A 17,205-nucleotide genomic window follows, 5' to 3' on the forward strand; every position below is an offset into this window, starting at 1 on the left:
TATGGCTGAGCTCGAGGTTGAGATTGTCGCAGCGGACCACTTCGTGTGGTCCGGTGCGGCCAAGATGGTGAAGGCCCGCACCAGCGATGGTGAAATCGGAATCCTGCCGGGCCACTCGCCCCTTCTGGCCATCATGGCTGCGGGCGAGCTGGCAATCCAGCCGGTTTCCGGTGATCGCATTGCGGTAGTAGTGGACGGCGGATTCTTCTCCGTCGACAACGATCGCGTGGTCATTGTTGCTGACAACGCCAAATTGGGCGAAGCGGCTACAGCGGGGATCCGATAGCACGACCTTGATGGACGATTCCCTTATTCCGTTCATCGCTTTGGCAACAGCGTTCACGTTGCTGATCATTTCACTGTGCCTGTTCGGGGTGCGCCGCTTCAACCTACGGCGTGCCCTGGGCACGGTAGACGCCTCCATTTGCACGGCTGGAAACAGCTGGCAGATGGGGGTTTGTCGTTATCAGGACAATGAGCTGGAGTGGTTCCGCTTGATGTCCCTGAGCGTGATCCCCAAGCATAGATTTACGCGCAGCTCGCTGGAACTTCTGGGTCGCCGCAAGCCCACGGAAGATGAACTCGTGAAGGTGCAGCCCGGCGTCGTGGTGGTTGAGTTGCAGTACGAAGGTAAGAAGTTCATGCTTGCCATGAACTTTGACGCCTATGCAGGGCTGTCTTCCTGGCTGGAGGCCGGTCCGGTCATCGGCGTAGGTACCTGGCGTTAGGCGTTATGGATTTTCTTTCCGACGTCAGCCTGGTTGGTGGTCCGTTCCTCTGGTTCAGCATCGCTTGCGGTGCTGCCGGTGGGGCGTACCTCCTCTGGCGGCGTCGACGTTCCTGGCCGCTGGTCGTTGTGGCCTCGCTGGCTCTGTCCGCTGGCATTGTGGCATTGGTTCATTGGATCCTGGTGGATCTCATGGCCACATTCTCGGAGAACCTGCCCTTTGAGACGTTGGCCTGGTCTGTGCCGGCCGTGGCAGCCATCCTCCTTTGCGCGGCGCGCTTTCCCCGCAATTCCGCCAAGGGGCGCTCACTCAGCGTCCTGGCGATGTTCGGCGTCGTCCTTCTCAGCGCGGTCCAGGTTAATATCTACTTCGGCCTGAACAACTCTGTAGCCGACTTGCTGGGAACCGCGATAGCCAGGATTCAACCGTTGGAGGCCAGCCTCAAACGGAACCCGGACGGCAAGCCCTCTCTGCCCCTCGAAGGGTGGAAAGCCCCGGAGTCCATGCCCGGAAACGGAATCCTGCGCAAAGCTGACATCCCCGGAACCGTCTCCGGTTTCACGGCACGCGAAGCGTACATCTACCTTCCTCCCGCCTATCAGACGGAGCTCCGTCCGAGCCTGCCTGTTCTCGTGCTGTTCTCCGGTCAGCCAGGCGGGCCTGCAGACTGGCTGACCGGTGGCCAGCTCCGCTTACAACTTGACCGCTTTGCCCAAGCGCACCATGGCCTCGCTCCGGTGACGGTGGTGGTGGATCCGAATGGTTCAGCCAGCGCCAACACCATGTGTATGGACAGCAGGATTGCCCCAGCGGATACATATCTCTCCCAAGATGTTCCTGCCTGGATCAAGTCGACGTTGGATGTTTCCAACGACCCCCGGTTGTGGGCGGTGGGCGGCTTCTCGTTCGGCGGAACGTGTGCCATGCAAATGGGTACAGCCCACCCGGAGCTCTTTCCCTCGGTGCTTGGGTTCTCGGCAGAACGTGAACCCGCGCTTGCCAAGGATCGGAACAAGACCATTCAAGACTCGTTCGACGGCGACGTGGAGGCTTTCGAGTCCAGGACGCCTTTGGTCTTGATGCAGCAACGCAAGTACCCAGGAAGCGGCGTCTATTTAACTGCTGGCGAAACCGACCACGAGTTCATCGACTACATGCATGAGCTCGCCAATGCCGCGAGGGATGCGGGCTTCCACACCGAAGAACACTCCATCCAGCATGCCGGGCACTCCTGGGACGCCGTGGTCAGGGGAATGCCCGGTGGCCTGGGCTTCCTGGCTGCGCGGTGGGGGTTGACGCAGTGAGTATTGCCCTCAAGGGTGTGATCAAGCCGGCACTGCTGCACGCGGGCAGGCACGTGCGGGCCACGCCGTTCACCTCGTTGATGCTGGTCCTGTTCGTGGGCGTGTCCTTGGTATCTGGCAGCATCCTGTCCGGTCCGCCGGAGCCGTGGCTTTCCCTTGCCGGCGTATCCCTGGATGGCTTGAAGTCCGGCGAGTGGTGGTCCATCTGGACGTCGCTGTTCTTCACCACCAACCCGTTGGCTTATGCCACGGCCATCCTGATGATCCTGTTCCTCTTGGGCCTTGCTGAACGACAGTTGGGTTCGCTCACAACGGCCGCGGTCCTCCTGGGCAGCCAGTTCGCTTGCGTGTCAGCGTTCCTCTTGGTCACCCAGGTGGCACAGCATTCCGATGACGGCTGGCTTTCCCGGATGGCAGACACCCGGCTGATCGGCCCCTACGGTGCAGTTTTAGCCACTACCTTGGCTGCCAGTGCACTGCTTCCCACACTGTGGCAACGACGATTGCGCACAGTTGCCCTTTCGGTCTCGTTGCTCCTGGTGTTGTACGTTGGCCACGCCGAGACAGTGGTGGGATTCCTTGGCGCGCTGATTGGATTGGCCGCGGGGTGGTGGATGCAAAGCAGCCAGGGACATCTTCACCTGCATCGGTCCACGGGCAGGGAAGTGCGGAACCTCCTGTCGTTGACGATGGCAATCTTCGCAGTGGGACCCATTGTGACTGCGGCCGCGAAGAGCCCGTCCGGGCCATTGGCCCTGCTGAGGGACGTCATCCTGAATCCTTTGCCCACGCTCAGCCAATTGGAGAGCACGTGCGGGGGAACCATTGACGTTGCCTGTCTGGAAGTAGGTCGCCAGGGCTACACGGGCCCGTTCGGTTTAGCGCTGGCCGTGGTGCCTGTGGTTCTGCTCCTCATTTGCGCCGACGGTATGAGGCGTGGACGCAGGCTGGCTTTGGGGATCGCGATCGGTGTCCAGCTGGTGGTGGTGGCATTGTCGGCGATCTACCTTGGCCTCTTTGCCGGAATGCCCAGGCTCCAGGGACGTCCCCACGTGTCCATGTTGAACTCGGCGGTAGTCCATCTCATCCCCTTGGTCTTGGTGCCGCTTATCCTTGCTGTACTCCTTTTTGCGTACCGTGGTCACTTTCGGGTGGTGTCTTCGGATCGTCTACGGCGCAGGATCTTCTGGTTGGTGGGTATGACCGGGGCAGGGCTAAGCCTCGGATACATCGTGGTGTGGCTGGCCTCCGGCGGTATGGATCGCGACGGCGGTTTGCTGGGCCTGGCCGCTGAGCTGGCCAGGCAGTACCTCCCCGTTCCACTTCCGGGCGTTTACCGGAAAGTCTTCGCCGAACGTGATGTGGTGGAGGTGTTCCTCTTCTCCTACTCCGGCACGGTCTTCTGGTTGGTGGCGTTGGTGGGCGTATGGATCCTGCTCATCCGTGGACACCACTCCGGAGGGCTCGACCACCAGGCCCGCGAGAGGGCGCGCGCGCTGGTCAGGTCCGGCGGCGACTCCTTGTCCTGGATGGCGCTCTGGGAACCCAACAAGTATTGGTTCAGCGCCGGAGGAACCGGGGGAGTGGCCTACCAACAGCACGGACACGTGGCGTTGACGCTGGCTGGCCCGTTTGGCGCCAGCAGACACCACTTGGACACTGCCACTGGCTTCCTTGAGTATTGTTCCCAACAGGCGCTGATCCCGTGCTTCTATTCCTGCACCGACGAACTGTGGCCCATCCTGCAGGCGCGCGGGTTCCGCCGGGTGGCTGTTGCCCAGGAAACCCGCCTCCGGATAAGGGACCTGGAATTCCGCGGCAAGGAGTGGCAGAACGTCAGGACGTCGTTGAACCGGGCCACGAAGCTGGGAATAACGGCCAGTTGGGGCCGCTACTCTGAGTTCTCCCACGGCGTGCGCTCCCAGGTCACGGAGGTCTCGGAGGAGTGGGCAGCCCAAAAGAAGATTCCTGAGATGGGCTTCACCCTGGGCGGCCTGGACGAACTGGAGGACGACGACGTCCTCTGCTGCGTCGCCGTGGATGAAGCGGGGTTCGTCTACGGAGTCACCAGCTGGTTGCCGGTCTATGAAGAGGGGCGGGTCGTCAGCTGGACGTTGGACTTCATGAGGCGGCGTGGCGATACCTTCCCGGGTGTCATGGAGTTCCTGGTTGCCTCAGCCATCCTGCACCTGCGCAGCTCCGTGGAGGTCATCTCCCTGTCAGGCTCTCCCTTGGCCCGGGAGAGGGGCGAAATCGAACAGCGTGCCGAAGGCCTGGCCGGAATTCTTGACGCCGTAGGTCAAGCCTTGGAACCCGTTTATGGATTCAGGTCCCTGGCTTCTTTTAAGTCGAGATTCCAGCCGGAGTACCGAACGTTGTACATGTATTACCAAGACCCCCTGCACCTTCCTGCAATGGGACGTGCACTCAGCCGCGCCTATCTTCCTGGATTGTCGGTACGGCATTCGGCTCGGCTGCTCCGGACCTTGGTTGCTTGAATTGTCAACGCCCATTCACAACGGGGATTTCGTCTTTCTTCACGGTTAGTAACAGTTGTTGTCGAAATATCAGACATAACCGCCCTTAAACACGTTGACCCCGGCCAAAAGCCGGGGTCAACGTGTTTGTTGAAACTGCAACAAGCAGAATTCAACGGGTAAGGCTAGACGACCGTAACGCCGGTTGCCTGGGGGCCCTTGGCGCCCTGACCGATCTCGAACTGAACGCGCTGGTTCTCGTCGAGGGTCTTGAAGCCACCGGTCTGGATCTCGGAGTAGTGAACGAAAACGTCCCCATCCGAGTCGTCCGGGGTGATGAAGCCGAAGCCCTTTTCAGCGTTGAACCACTTGACGGTTCCCAGTGCCATGTATTTCTCCTCATTGTGGAACATCAGTCCGATACACCTCGTACCGGCTTTGTTACTCCGCGAGAAGACCTTGGATTCCGTCCAGGCAAGGCCCGGTTGGTTTCGCAGGAGCTTCACGCTCGCAACTCGTCTTGCGAGCATGAAAACCACCTACACAAAGACTGCTACAACACTTTCATGTGCCCTGCCGGAGGTCAACGGTCTTTTGGGCAATTCGGGAAAATTTTCGGTAAAAAGAAGGTAACGCGGGCGCATTCAATTCACGCTAGGACAACCACCGTCCGTTACGCATGACGCCTGATAGTTCCAGGTCCTCGTTTGTCACAACGAGATCGGCCCGCAAGCCGCGGCGAAGCCCGCCTATCTCATCGGAAAGTCCGAGTACGGCTGCAGGTACTGCTGTTGCAGAACAAACGGCATCGGGAAGTGCGACGCCGGCCGCCACGGTTTTACGGACGACCTCCAGAAGGGTGGCGGTGCCACCCGCGATGGAGCCTGTCGCATCAAGAGTGGCCACGCCGTCGCTGACCGTCACGGGGGAGGGGCCGAGCATGTAGCTTCCGTCGGATAGGCCGGCAGCGGCCATGGAATCAGTCACCAGGACGATGTTGGCGGCGCCTACAAGCTGGAAGACGGTGGCAACTGTGCTCGGATCCAGGTGGGTGCCGTCGGCGATGAGCTCCACAACCGCTTTGCCCTCCTGGGCCATCCGGAGGCAGGCCGCGACGGGGCCAGGAGCGCGGTGATGCATCGGTGGCATCCCATTGAAGAGGTGAGTGACGGTAGGAAGCGAACTGACGCCGTCGAACCCTGCGGACTCAAGTCCCTCGCGGGCGGCGGCAAGCGACGCGGCTGCCGTTGCGTCGTCGCAGTCCGTGTGCCCCAAGGAGGGCGTGACGCCGTGGGAGGTCATGAGATCCACCAGTGCTGCGGCGCCCGGAAGCTCCGGGGCGTAGGTCATCGTGGCGAGTTTGCCGGCTGCGGCGCCCACAAGTTCGTCCATGAGGTCCAGGTCGGGCTCCAGCAGGTAGTCCGGGTTCTGGGCTCCACAGCGGGCATGGGACAGGAACGGGCCTTCAAGGTGGATTCCGGCTACCAATCCTTCGTCGGCGAGCTTCACGTAGAGCTCAATGCCGCGGAGGAGGTCCTCCCGGGGAGCGGTGACCATGCTGGCCAGGAATGTCGTGGTCCCTGAACGGTGGAGGAAGTCGACAGCCTTGCGGGCCGAAGCTTCTTCCCCGCCAGGGAAATCGCCGCCGTTGCCGCCGTGGCAGTGAACGTCCACCAGGCCGGGAATGAGGTAGCTGCCACTGGGCACCCCCAGGCGGATGGCGCTTTGGAAGCCCTCGAATTCCTGGGCATCAAAACCGCCGGCCGGGCCGGCATAGGCGATCCGGTCGCCATCGATGGCCACCAGGCCGTCCTCAACCACCTCGCCGTCACTGACCAGTGTTCCTTTGAGGATCTGGTGGCTGGGCGCGGGAGAACTGGGGAAACGATCTGCGGCAGTCATGATTTTGATTCTAGTGGCCTGCGGCACACGCGTTGGGGGAGGGCCTAGAAGAGCCGCGACTCACTGTCATCCACGCCTCGCATGGCGTCATAATCCAGCGTGACGCAGTCGATACCGCGATCGTTGGCAAGAACCTTCGCCTGTGGCTTGATTTGCTGGGCGGCGAAAATGCCGCGCACCGGCGCCAGCAAGGGATCACGGTTGAGTAGTTCCAAGTAGCGCGTCAGCTGCTCGACGCCGTCGATATCGCCACGGCGCTTCAGCTCGACAGCCACCGTGGCGCCGCTGGCATCCCTGGCCAGGATGTCCACCGGGCCGATGGCCGTGAAGTATTCACGCCGGATAAGGGAGTAGCCGGTTCCAAGAGTTTCAATCTGCTCTGCAAGGAGCCGTTGCAGGTCCGCTTCCACGCCGTCCTTGATCAGGCCTGGATCGGTACCGAGATCGTGTGACGTGTCGTGCAGTTGCTCGTAGATATTGATGATGAGGCGGTCATCGGTCTTAGCGGACTGGACCGTCCACTGTTCCACCACGCCTTCCTCCACTTCGGTCTCCTCCGGAGTGGTAACCCGCAGCGTGGCCGGAGGGCTCATCCAGTTCAGCGGCTTGTAGGAGCCACCGTCCGAATGCACCAGCACCGAGCCATCAGCCTTGACCAGCAGCAGCCGGGTGGCGAGGGGGAGATGGGCCTTGAGGCGGCCAACGTAATCAACAGAACAACGGGCTATGACGAGTCGCACCCGCCCCACATTACCGTCTCACCATCTACGACAGAGTGGCTGAGGCAGAATGGAAGCATGCCCCGCTCCAACCGCCCTCGTCGCAACGCGTCCAGCACACGCACCGGCAGCGCCGGCGGCAAATGGACGGAACCGGCGCCCGAGCTTGACCTTGAGCGTGCGCGCGGCGGGATTGCCCGGCGTGAGAGCGCGCCGGACGGCGACTGGATGGTCCGGACCATGACGGCCAAAAAAGCGGAAAAACAGTACATCTGTCCCGGCTGCTCCACCGCGATCGTCCCGGGCATCGCCCACCTGGTGGTGTGGTCCGACAGCCACTTGTTCGGGCAGGCCGCCGGGCTGGCCGAACGCAGGCACTGGCACACCAACTGCTGGACGGGCCGGACGTACCGATACCGCTGATTCGCTAGGCTTGGAACCATGACTTTCGACCCCGCCTCGTTCGTGTTCACCCCGCAGGATGCGCCTGCGGAGATCCGTGCTTCCACGGTCCTCCCGGCCCGCCGCGAGAATGTGGAGTTCACCACCGAAGACGGCAAGGTGTTGCTGGGTGAGTTGGCCCTGCCGGAATCAGGGGAGATTACCGCTACGCTGATCACCCTCCATCCGCTGCCGACGCACGGGGGGTTCATGGATTCGCACGTCTACCGCAAGGCGTCGTACAGGCTTCCTGCGCTTGCCGGAGTTGCCGTGCTGAGGTTCAACACGCGCGGCACGCAGTCTCCGCGGGGAACCAGCGAGGGCCAGTTCGAGGAAGGCATCGGTGAGCGTTACGACGTCGAGGCCGCTGTGCGGTTCGCCGTGGACCGCGGACTGCCGAACCGCTGGCTGGTGGGCTGGTCCTTCGGCACTGAGCTCGCCTTGATGTACGGCGCTGTGGAGCCGGTGGCCTCGGAGATCGAAGGGGCCGTGTTGCTGTCTCCGCCGCTGCACAGGGCCACGGACGTGCACCTCAAGGAGTGGGCCGCCTCCGCCAAGCCGCTCACGGTCCTGGTACCGGAGCACGACGACTACCTGCAGCCTGCCGAAGCAGCCCAGCGGTTCAGCCTGGTGCCGCAGGCCCGGCTGGTCGGCGTCGACGGTGCCAAGCACCTGTGGGTGGGCGAGAAGTACGCGGCGCGCGTCCTGAATGAAATCGTCGACGACGTCACTCCCGCAGGTGCCGGCGTTGAGGGCCTGCCCCGCGAGTGGGCGGGGTCGGTAGCGAACGGATAGTCCGGTAGCGAAGGGTTTTTGTACAGATAATGCCCCTTAACCTCGCGGTTAAGGGGCATTATCTGTACAAAAACCCGGCAGCGGACGACGTCAGTGCCGGTCCTGGCGCATGATGAAGACTTCCTTGATCAGGAGCATGATGGCGGCCGCTGTAGGAATGGCGATCAGCGCGCCCAGGACTCCGAGAAGGCTGCCGCCCGCAATCACCGAGATCACCGCTACGGCACCCGGGACCGCCACCGCGCGCTGCATAATGCGCGGGGAGATGAAGTACGCCTCGAATTGCAGGTAGGCGAAGTAGGCAATCGCGTAGATCACGGCGGTCTGCCAGCCGGCGGTAAGGGCCACCAGGATGACCACGACCGCGGCAATCATGCCGCCCACCAGCGGGATGAACGCCAGCAAGGCAACGACGAAAGCCAGTAGAACGCTGAACGGGATACCCAGGATGGTCATCAGGATGAAAGCAAAGATTGCATTCAGGAGCGCTACGCAGACCTGGCCTATCACGTAGTTACCGACGGAATCGGTGATCGCTTCGGAGAGGGCCTCAACACGGGGCCGGCGGGATCGGGGAGCCAGGCGGTAGGCCCATTTCTTCATCGACGGCAAGGCCGCCAGGAAGTAAAGGCTGAGGACCAGCACGATCAGGGAACCGAAGAGCCCATTGGCCACGGTGGAGCCGAAACCGACCACGCCACCGAAGATCCCGCCCATGGCCTCGGGATCCTTGACGAACTTATCCAGTTCGGTGGTGATTCGGTCCCGGACGCCAAACTGGCTGTCTGCGTTGCGGAAGAAGTCCGAGTCGAGGAAGCCGCGGATCCATTCCGGAGCTTGGCGCACGATTTCCGATACCTGTTCAACGATCGTGGGAATCAACGTTGCGAAGAACCCGGCCACGGCCAGGACCAGGGCAGAGACGGAGATCAGGATGCCGGCCGGCCTGGGGACCTTGCGGGACTCGAGCCAGCGGACCACGGGATCGAGCCCGAGGGCAATGAAGAGGGCTGCAACGATCCACAGGATGAGCTGGGTGGTGTTGCTGGCGATATAGAACACTGCAAGGGCAATGCCGACGCCGGCTGTCCCCATGAAACCGACATAGAGGGGGTGCTGGGATGACATGCGCGGGCCCGGGGCGCCGAAGCCGTGGTCGTCTTCAGGCCGGAGCCCTGCAGATACTTCGTCTGTTTCGTCTTCCGGGGGCATCTCGAAGCGGACGCGGGTGCGGGCTCCCGGAATGGGCTGCCTTAACCTCCGGCCAAGGGCGGCCAGGCGTCCGGTACGTACAGGAACCGTTGCGGCGGCGCCGTCTGACGGGGCATCCACCGCACTTGACCCGGGCTCATCGGCGGGGCGGGGCTCCAAGTGGTCTTTCACGCGGTTTTGCTGCCTTTTCAGTAGAGGTAAAGGGCTGATTCAGGCGCAGAACGGCCCGTATATCATGATCATCGCCACACTATCAGGAGCGTGGAATGCCGCCTTGGCGGCGCGATGGCGGGGTTTTCCGGATGTTGGCGAGATCACCTCGATCTGACTCTCTGATAACAAAACGGTTACCCTTGAAGTTCAACGACCGCTGATGATAGGTGATCCTGTGCGTTTGAAGACTGCAGCCGTGCTGGTGCTGCTGGGCCTGCTGACGATGCTGGCCGGCATTGGCCAGCTGACATTCTGGGCCCCCGCCGAGACCGTGACCGCCTCGGTTCCCGGCGATACCAAAGCTGCCCCGCTGACCGTGATCGACCAAAAGTTGATTGCCCTCCACGACGGGCCGGTGAAGATCAAGATCCAAGGTGAAGGCAACTTCATGGTTGCTACTGGACGCCCGGACGACGTCGAAGCCTGGGTGGGTGAAACTGCCCACACTACGCTGACGGGCGTGTCGGCAGACCAGAAGTCCCTGGAGGTGACCTCTGCCGATGGTGAAGCCGCCGCGCCATCACCGGCCGGATCCGATCTGTGGGTCAGCACTGAAGACGCCAGCGGCGAGCTGGATTACACCTGGAACCCTCCTGCCGATGGCGAGTGGTCCCTGCTGGTGGCCAGCGACGGAACCAAGCCTGCGCCGTCGTCGATTTCCATGACTTTCCCGAACAACGCCACCACCCCCTGGGCTGTGCCGCTGATTGTTCTGGGCATCATCATCATCCTCGCAGGAGCGGCCCTGCCGTTCATCGCCAAGGCCCTCAGCAACCGCCGCAAGGACGGCCAGGATGAGGGACCGCATGACGGCGGGGAAACCACTACCTTGCCCGTCCAGTCACCTTCGGGTGACGCGGGTCGGCGTCGTGGTTCCGAAACGGAAGGTCCAGCGCTCCGGGTTACGGCAATTGCTGCGGCACTCGCGGCGGTCATGGTCGGCGGTACGGCCGTGGCTGCACAGGCAACCACAACACCCGAGGCAACATCCACTTCTTCCGCCGCAGCTCCTGCCGAAGGTGAAGGTGGCACTCCCGTCCTGCTGGAATCCCAGTTGCAGCGGATCCTTGAACAGGTCGCCAGCACCGTCGACGCCGCTGATGCCGCCAAGGATGCGGCCAAACTGGCTCCCCGCGTGGACAAGATGGAACTGCAGATCCGTACGCAGAACTACAAGATCCGCACTGCTGTGTCCGCCTACGAAGCGCGTATGCCTGTCCGGGCCACGAAGCTTCAGAGCAGTGTCATCAGCACCAAGCGCGAGTGGCCCCGTACGGTCTTCGCCCTGACCCAGGGCGAGGGCAACGTGGTCCCGCAGGTCCTCACGCTGGTCCAGCTGTCGCCCCGCGAGAACTACAAGCTCTGGGGCAGCGCGCCGCTGCAGCCAGGCACCAACTTCCCGTCGTTCCCGGTTCCCCGCGAGGGGACCGAACCTGTGCCGGCCGGCGACAACACCGGCTTGGCCTACAGCGGCAACGAGGCACTGGGCATCCTGGCCGAAATGTTGACCACGCCTGACTCCCCGAACCGGAGCAAGCTTGCCGATGGCCAGGCATCGCCGTACATCGCAGGTGCCCTCACCTACCAGGCGGACACCGTGAAGAACGGGACCAGCGCCAACTTCAAGTTCACCCACACTCCCGTGACCAACCAGACCGTGGTGCTGCGTACAGCCGACGGCGGCGCGCTGGTGGTTGGGCGGCTGGACTTCGCTTTCGAGGGCACGCCCAAGGCAGCGGGCGACAAGCTCTTGCTTGAAGACGACTCCGCCGTCTTCGCCGGTGGCAAGGAAACCACCACGGGCATGGTCCTGAACTTCGCCGAATCCGTTGCCGTCTACATTCCGCCGGCAGGATCGGCCGACCCCATGAAGCTCGTTGCGGCTACCCGCGGCCTGGTGGGAGCCAGCTTCAAGTAGGCATTGCCGCAGCAGGGCAGCGGCTAGAGTGGACGGTATGAGTTCGCCCGGATACCGACCCACTCCAGCCGCTGCCAGCCAGCTCAACCTTCGCGGCGCCGTAGACCTCTCGTCTCTGCGCCGTCCAGCCGCGCCCCAGGCGCCTCCGGCCGCCGCGTCGGCGGATGGCGGCGCGGACGGCGGTGGAACGCCCAACGGCGACGCCGGCACGGCGCCCCTTCGTGTGGATGCCACCGAAACGAATTTCCAGGATCTGGTGCAGCTGTCTGCGCAGATTCCGGTGCTTTTCCTTCTCTGGTCGCGTTACGCGCCGGAATCTCCCGCAGTCCTGGATGCTGCTGAACGGGTGGTTGAAAGCTACGGCGGACGGCTGGTTCTCGCGGCCGCCGACGTTGACGCCTTCCCGCAGTTGGCGCAGGCCTTCCAGGTGCAGGCAGTCCCCACGGCCGTTGCCGTGGTCAAGGGCCAGCCCGTTCCCCTTTTCCAAGGTCCCGCAGATGACGCGCAGATCAGGGACCTGGTGGAGGAACTCCTGAAAGTAGCTGCCGCGAACGGGGTCACCGGGAGCATCGGTGACGCCGCTGCGCAGGGTGAAGAAGCCGAACCGGAGCCCCTTCCGCCACTGCACCAGGCTGCCATTGACGCGATCGAGGCCGGTGACTACTCCGGAGCAGCAGCGTCGTACAAGCAAGCCCTCCTTGAGCAGCCGGCTGACGCTGACGCCAAAGCCGGCCTGGCCCAGGTTGAATTGATGGCCAGGTTGGAGAACCTCTCTGCTCCCGAGGCAGAAAACCTCCGCGACCTTGCCGCCCAGCAACCGGATGATATCGACGCGCAGCTGGGTGTTGCAGACCTCGACGTGTCCGGCGGGCACATCGAGGACGCCTTCAACCGCATCATCACGTTCATTGGCAGGAATTTCGGCCCGGAGCGCGAGACTGCGCGTGTGCGGCTTCTTGAGCTTTTCGAGGTCGTTGGAACCCAGGACGAAAGGGTGGCCAAGGCCCGCCAGGGACTCGCGAGGGTTCTCTTCTAGTGCCGTCCGCGCTGTTCTCTCCGCTTCAGCTGCGATCACTCACCATCCCGCACCGTGGGTGGGTCTCGCCGATGTGCCAATACAGTTGCCACCCTGAGACCGGCGAAGGCGTCCCCAACGACTGGCACTTGATGCACCTGGGCTCGTTCGCGACCGGTGGTGCCGCGCTGATCATGAGCGAGGCCGCAGCAGTAAACCCCGTTGGGCGAATCAGCCCCTTGGACGCCGGCCTGTACTCCGATGAGCAGGCTGCCGGCTGGGAACGCGTTGTTGACTTCGTCCACCGGCATGGGGCCGTGGATTGTAAGATCGGGGCCCAGTTGGCCCATGCCGGGCGCAAGGCCTCAACCTATTGGCCCTTTTCCGGCCGCTCTGGTTCCGTTCCGGCGTCCGACGGCGGATGGGTCACCGTTGGGCCGACGAACCTGCCGTTCGACGGCTATGCAGCGCCTGCAGCAATGAGCGAGGAAGACATCCAGGGCGTTGTGGCCGACTTTGCGGCAGCTGCCTCCCGCGCCGTTGCCGCGGGGTTTGACACCGTGGAGATCCACGGCGCCCACGGGTACCTGCTTCACCAGTTCCAAAGCCCGCTCATCAACACTCGAACCGACACTTGGGGTGGAAGCGAGGAGGGGCGTAACAAGCTCATGCTCAGCGTGGTGGACGCTGTGCGGGAAGTCATTCCCGATTCCATGCCCCTCCTGCTGAGGATCTCGGCTTCGGACTGGGCTGACGGGGGAGTGGATGGTGAGGCGTCAGTCCGTCTGGCCCGTTCTGCGGCTGAGCGCGGTGTTGACCTGGTGGATGTCTCCAGCGGCGGCGCCGTTGCGCACCAGAAGATCCGGGCGGTGCCCGGCTACCAGGCAGGGTTTGCGGAACTGGTAAAGCGCGACGCCGGCGTCCCCACCGGAGCGGTGGGGCTGCTGACGAGTGCAACCCAGGCCGAGGACATTGTTGCCAATGGCAGGGCGGATGCCGTGTTCATGGCCCGGGCGGCCTTGCGCGATCCCCACTGGTGGCTGAGGGCAGCCTATGAGCTGGGCCACGACATCCCCTGGGTTCCGCAGTACCAACGTGCCGTCCCCCGCCACGGCTTCTAGAACCGGGTTCGGGTTCCGTGAGCGAGGTTAGGCTGGTCACATGACGGAATCACGCCATGAACCCACGCCCACGTCCGCACCGCCACAAGGCTCCGCGCCGCCACAAGCCCCTGCAGCACTACCGCCACAGCCAACTGGTGCGCCCTTGCCTCCTGAGGCTTCCGGCGAGGGTGCGCCGCTGGCCGCGCTGTCCATCCGGGGCCTGGCCAAGCGCTTCGGCGACAAGATCGCCGTGGATGGTGTGAGCCTCGAAGTGCCTGCGGGTTCCTTCTACGGAATGGTCGGCCCCAACGGCGCTGGCAAGACCACAACATTGTCCATGGCTACAGGTCTTCTTCGACCGGATTTCGGCACGGCCTTGATCCACGGCGTCGACGTATGGGCGCGGCCGTTGGAGGCCAAGAAGCTCATGGGCGTCCTGCCTGATGGTGTGCGCCTTTTTGACAGGCTGACGGGCGAGCAATTGGTGACCTACTCCGGACTTCTCCGCGGCATGGACCGCGACGTTGTTGGTTCGCGGGTTCCTGAGTTGCTGGCCGCCCTGGACCTTGAGGCCGATGCCGGTTCGTTGGTGGTTGATTACTCCGCCGGCATGACCAAGAAGATCGCCCTGGCCTCTGCACTGATCCATGCGCCCCGTCTCCTTGTTCTTGATGAGCCTTTTGAGTCCGTCGACCCTGTCTCGGCTGCCAATATCCGGGGAATTCTGGAGGGCTATGTGTCATCCGGAGGTACTGTCATCGTGTCCAGCCACGTCATGGACCTGGTCCAGCGCATGTGCAGTCACGTGGCGGTTGTGGCCGGTGGCCGGGTTCTGGCAGCGGGATCGGTTGACGAGGTCCGCAACGGTTCAACCCTGGAAGACCGCTTCGTTCAGTTGGTAGGCGGCGGACACCGGACGGAGGGATTGGAATGGTTGCGCACCTTCTGAGCCTGAAGTGGCGTCTGCTGCTTAATGGATTCAAACGCAGTCCGTGGCAGTTGGTTGGCATGGCTTTAGGACTGCTTTACGCGTTGGGATTGCTGGTGCTCCTGATTGGAGGCCTCATAGCGCTGCGGTGGGCTGATCCGGAGATCGCCCACACCGTGGTGGTATTGGGTGGAGCAGCCACGGTCCTGGGCTGGGCGATCATCCCGCTCGTTGCTTCCGCAGCGGACATGACCTTGGACCCCGCGAGGTTCACCACGTTCGCCATACCGGCCAAACAACTCCTGACCGGCCTGGCCCTTGCAGGGTTCATCGGCATCCCCGGCATGGCCACCTTGCTGGCCGCCCTGGGGACAGTAGGAACCTGGTGGCGGAGTGTTCCGGCCGTGGCCGGCGCTTTGCTGGGTGCAATCCTTGGCGCGCTGACGTGCATAGTGTTGTCCAAAGTGGTGACGACGGCGACAGCCGGCTTGGCAGCGTCACGCCGCTTCAAGGATGTCAGCAGCATCATCGTCTTCATACCCTTGGTCTTGCTGGGTCCCATCATGCTGGGAGTTGTGGACGGCGTGCGTGGCAGTGCCGATTACCTTCCGGTGCTTGCCAGGACAGTATCGTGGACACCCCTTGGTGCTGCATGGTCCCTCGGTGGCGACCTTGACTCAGGCAGCGTGGCCGCAGCGGGGTTGAAGCTCCTCATCTCGGTGGCCACAATTGCCGGTCTGCTCCTGTGCTGGCATGTGCTTCTGAAGCGGGCCTTGGTGACCCCGCCGTACTCCGGAGGATCTGCCCGGAAGGGCGGGAAACTCGGTCTGTTCGGCCTGCTTCCCGGAACGCCGTCCGGGGCTGTTGCCGCCAGGGCATTGATCTACTGGTTGAAGGATCCCAGGTACGCCGCGTCCTTGGTGATTGTTCCTTTGTTCCCGGTGCTCTTCTTTTTCAGCGGCTCCCAGAGCGGTAATTATGGCTTGCTGATGATTCTGGGACCCCTGACGGCTTTCGTCATGGCCTGGTCCATTTGCGCTGATGTCTCCTACGACAACACCGCGTTCGCCCTCCACCTCGCTGCGGGGGTTCGGGGAGTCGACGACAGGTTGGGCCGCGCCTTGGCCTGCTTGGCCATATCGCTTCCAATAGTGTTGATCTTCACCGTGGGGCCGCTGTTTGTCACCGGCGATTGGCAGTGGCTGCCCAACCTGCTGGGGTTGTCCATCGGAACCTTGTTCACCGGGTTGGGACTTTCATCGGTCATTTCGGCCCGCTACAACATCGCCGTACCACTGCCGGGCGACAGCCCTTTCAAGAAACCGCCGGGCAACGTCGCCCAGACCTTGGCCGTTCAGTTTGTGGGCATGGGCGTCCTGGCCCTGCTGTTGGTGCCGGAACTTGCATTGGTGGCCGTCCAGGCTTTCACTGGGGGTACTCAAGCCGGCTGGATCAACCTGGTGGCAGGTCCGTTGTTGGGCGTCATCCTGTTCGTCGTCGGCGTCCGTCTCGGGGGAAAATGGTTGGATGCGCGGGGTCCGGAAATGTTCGCCCAGCTCAGCGTGAACCGCTAGCTCCGTAACAACCATGCCCATAGGTGGGACATGGGATAACGTCTGTGTCAGAAAGCTCTTAGACCCTACTTAGAAAGGCCGTGACGATGGAAGTTGTCATTCTCCCTGGCACCAAGCAGATCGGTGCACTTGCAGCCGATGCCATTGAAGCGTTGGTGCGCCGCAAGCCGAATGCAGTGCTGGGCTTGGCTACGGGATCCTCTCCGCTGCCTGTCTATGACGAACTGGCACGCCGTTACGACGCCGGGGGACTGGACTTCAGTGAAGCCCACGGCTTCGCCTTGGACGAGTACGTAGGCCTTGAAGCCGGTCACCCGGAGTCCTACCGCGAGGTGATCCGGCGCGAATTTACCAATCGCGTGAACATCAAGCCGGAGAATGTCCATGGACCGGACGGTGCGGCCGAGGACCTTGAGGCTGCATGCCAGGCCTATGAGGACGCCATCAAGGCCGTGGGCGGCGTGGATCTCCAGATCCTGGGTGTCGGGACCGACGGGCACATCGGCTTCAACGAACCCGGTTCTTCCCTGGCCTCCCGGACGCGCATCAAGACCTTGATTGAGCAGACGCGCAAGGACAATGCCCGTTTCTTCGACACCATTGACGATGTTCCCCACCACGTGGTGACGCAGGGCCTGGGGACCATCATGGATGCCCGGCATGTGGTCCTGGTCGCAACGGGCGCCCAAAAGGCGCAGGCTGTGCGCGACTTCGTAGAGGGGCCGGTAGCCGCCATTTGCGCGGCCTCCGTCCTCCAGATGCACCCCCACGCCACTATTTTGGTGGACGAGGCAGCCGCGTCCTCGCTGAAACTGGCTGATTACTATCGGCACACCTACGACAACAAGCCGGAGTGGCAGGGGCTGTAGACGGTAA

General features: G+C 62.8%; 16 protein-coding genes. 12 read left to right on the forward strand and 4 right to left on the reverse strand.

Annotated features, from left to right (window positions below):
• The first annotated feature begins 1 nt into the window (after position 1).
• The 4 genes from ACSSVG_RS18590 to ACSSVG_RS18605 are packed head-to-tail and all read left to right on the forward strand — an operon-like array spanning position 2 to position 4,530.
• On the forward strand, positions 2–286 hold the full coding sequence (locus tag ACSSVG_RS18590; RefSeq protein ID WP_014922172.1) for a F0F1 ATP synthase subunit epsilon: 285 nt from the start codon (positions 2–4) through the stop codon (positions 284–286).
• Between the two features lie 10 nt (positions 287–296).
• A complete protein-coding gene (locus ACSSVG_RS18595) occupies positions 297–728 on the forward strand; it encodes a DUF2550 domain-containing protein (protein ID WP_231340925.1) in 432 nt (143 codons plus the stop codon).
• Positions 729–733: 5 nt separating this feature from the next.
• Entirely contained in the window at positions 734–2,032 is a 1,299-nt protein-coding gene (locus tag ACSSVG_RS18600; RefSeq protein WP_492415833.1) for an alpha/beta hydrolase, read from the forward strand.
• Positions 2,014–4,530 carry a bifunctional lysylphosphatidylglycerol flippase/synthetase MprF gene (locus tag ACSSVG_RS18605; protein ID WP_492415834.1) on the forward strand — a complete coding sequence of 839 codons (2,517 nt, stop codon included), beginning with the start codon at positions 2,014–2,016 and terminating at the stop codon, positions 4,528–4,530. Before ACSSVG_RS18600 ends, ACSSVG_RS18605 begins: the two co-directional genes overlap by 19 nt.
• A gap of 164 nt (positions 4,531–4,694) precedes the next feature.
• On the opposite strand, the gene ACSSVG_RS18610 is transcribed toward ACSSVG_RS18605, so the two are convergent.
• From ACSSVG_RS18610 to nucS, 3 genes are all read right to left on the reverse strand, one after another.
• Positions 4,695–4,898, reverse strand: a complete 204-nt coding sequence (locus ACSSVG_RS18610; RefSeq protein ID WP_018776337.1) for a cold-shock protein — start codon at positions 4,896–4,898, stop codon at positions 4,695–4,697.
• A gap of 265 nt (positions 4,899–5,163) precedes the next feature.
• A complete protein-coding gene (gene nagA, locus ACSSVG_RS18615) occupies positions 5,164–6,411 on the reverse strand; it encodes an N-acetylglucosamine-6-phosphate deacetylase (protein ID WP_492415835.1) in 1,248 nt (415 codons plus the stop codon).
• A 44-nt stretch (positions 6,412–6,455) separates the two neighbouring features.
• Entirely contained in the window at positions 6,456–7,151 is a 696-nt protein-coding gene (gene nucS / locus ACSSVG_RS18620) for an endonuclease NucS (RefSeq protein WP_090818602.1), read from the reverse strand.
• A 57-nt stretch (positions 7,152–7,208) separates the two neighbouring features.
• Between nucS and ACSSVG_RS18625 the strand changes: the two genes are divergently transcribed.
• Together ACSSVG_RS18625 and ACSSVG_RS18630 are read left to right on the forward strand one after the other, a co-directional pair.
• Positions 7,209–7,553 carry an Rv1322 family protein gene (locus ACSSVG_RS18625; RefSeq protein WP_231340921.1) on the forward strand — a complete coding sequence of 115 codons (345 nt, stop codon included), beginning with the start codon at positions 7,209–7,211 and terminating at the stop codon, positions 7,551–7,553.
• Positions 7,554–7,571: 18 nt separating this feature from the next.
• Positions 7,572–8,366: an alpha/beta hydrolase gene (locus ACSSVG_RS18630; protein ID WP_253468545.1), complete on the forward strand. Its 795-nt coding sequence runs from the start codon at positions 7,572–7,574 to the stop codon at positions 8,364–8,366.
• A 90-nt stretch (positions 8,367–8,456) separates the two neighbouring features.
• Here the strand turns inward: ACSSVG_RS18630 and ACSSVG_RS18635 are convergent, their stop codons facing one another.
• Positions 8,457–9,749, reverse strand: a complete 1,293-nt coding sequence (locus ACSSVG_RS18635) for an AI-2E family transporter (RefSeq protein ID WP_231340919.1) — start codon at positions 9,747–9,749, stop codon at positions 8,457–8,459.
• Positions 9,750–9,951: 202 nt separating this feature from the next.
• Between ACSSVG_RS18635 and ACSSVG_RS18640 the strand changes: the two genes are divergently transcribed.
• From ACSSVG_RS18640 to nagB, 6 genes are all read left to right on the forward strand, one after another.
• Complete coding sequence (locus ACSSVG_RS18640; RefSeq protein ID WP_492415836.1) at positions 9,952–11,709, forward strand: DUF8094 domain-containing protein; 1,758 nt, start codon at positions 9,952–9,954, stop codon at positions 11,707–11,709.
• Positions 11,710–11,746: 37 nt separating this feature from the next.
• Positions 11,747–12,745 carry a tetratricopeptide repeat protein gene (locus ACSSVG_RS18645; RefSeq protein WP_231340917.1) on the forward strand — a complete coding sequence of 333 codons (999 nt, stop codon included), beginning with the start codon at positions 11,747–11,749 and terminating at the stop codon, positions 12,743–12,745.
• A complete protein-coding gene (locus tag ACSSVG_RS18650; RefSeq protein WP_492415837.1) occupies positions 12,745–13,845 on the forward strand; it encodes an NADH:flavin oxidoreductase/NADH oxidase in 1,101 nt (366 codons plus the stop codon). The genes ACSSVG_RS18645 and ACSSVG_RS18650 overlap by 1 nt, the downstream gene beginning before the upstream one ends.
• 40 nt (positions 13,846–13,885) lie before the next feature.
• Positions 13,886–14,776: an ABC transporter ATP-binding protein gene (locus tag ACSSVG_RS18655; protein WP_231340915.1), complete on the forward strand. Its 891-nt coding sequence runs from the start codon at positions 13,886–13,888 to the stop codon at positions 14,774–14,776.
• A complete protein-coding gene (locus ACSSVG_RS18660; RefSeq protein WP_231340914.1) occupies positions 14,758–16,329 on the forward strand; it encodes a transporter in 1,572 nt (523 codons plus the stop codon). The genes ACSSVG_RS18655 and ACSSVG_RS18660 overlap by 19 nt, the downstream gene beginning before the upstream one ends.
• 86 nt (positions 16,330–16,415) lie before the next feature.
• Positions 16,416–17,198: a glucosamine-6-phosphate deaminase gene (gene nagB, locus ACSSVG_RS18665; RefSeq protein ID WP_159702380.1), complete on the forward strand. Its 783-nt coding sequence runs from the start codon at positions 16,416–16,418 to the stop codon at positions 17,196–17,198.
• Positions 17,199–17,205: the final 7 nt, after the last annotated feature.

The sequence above is a fragment of the Paenarthrobacter sp. E2MeOHC11 genome (genome assembly GCF_058744955.1).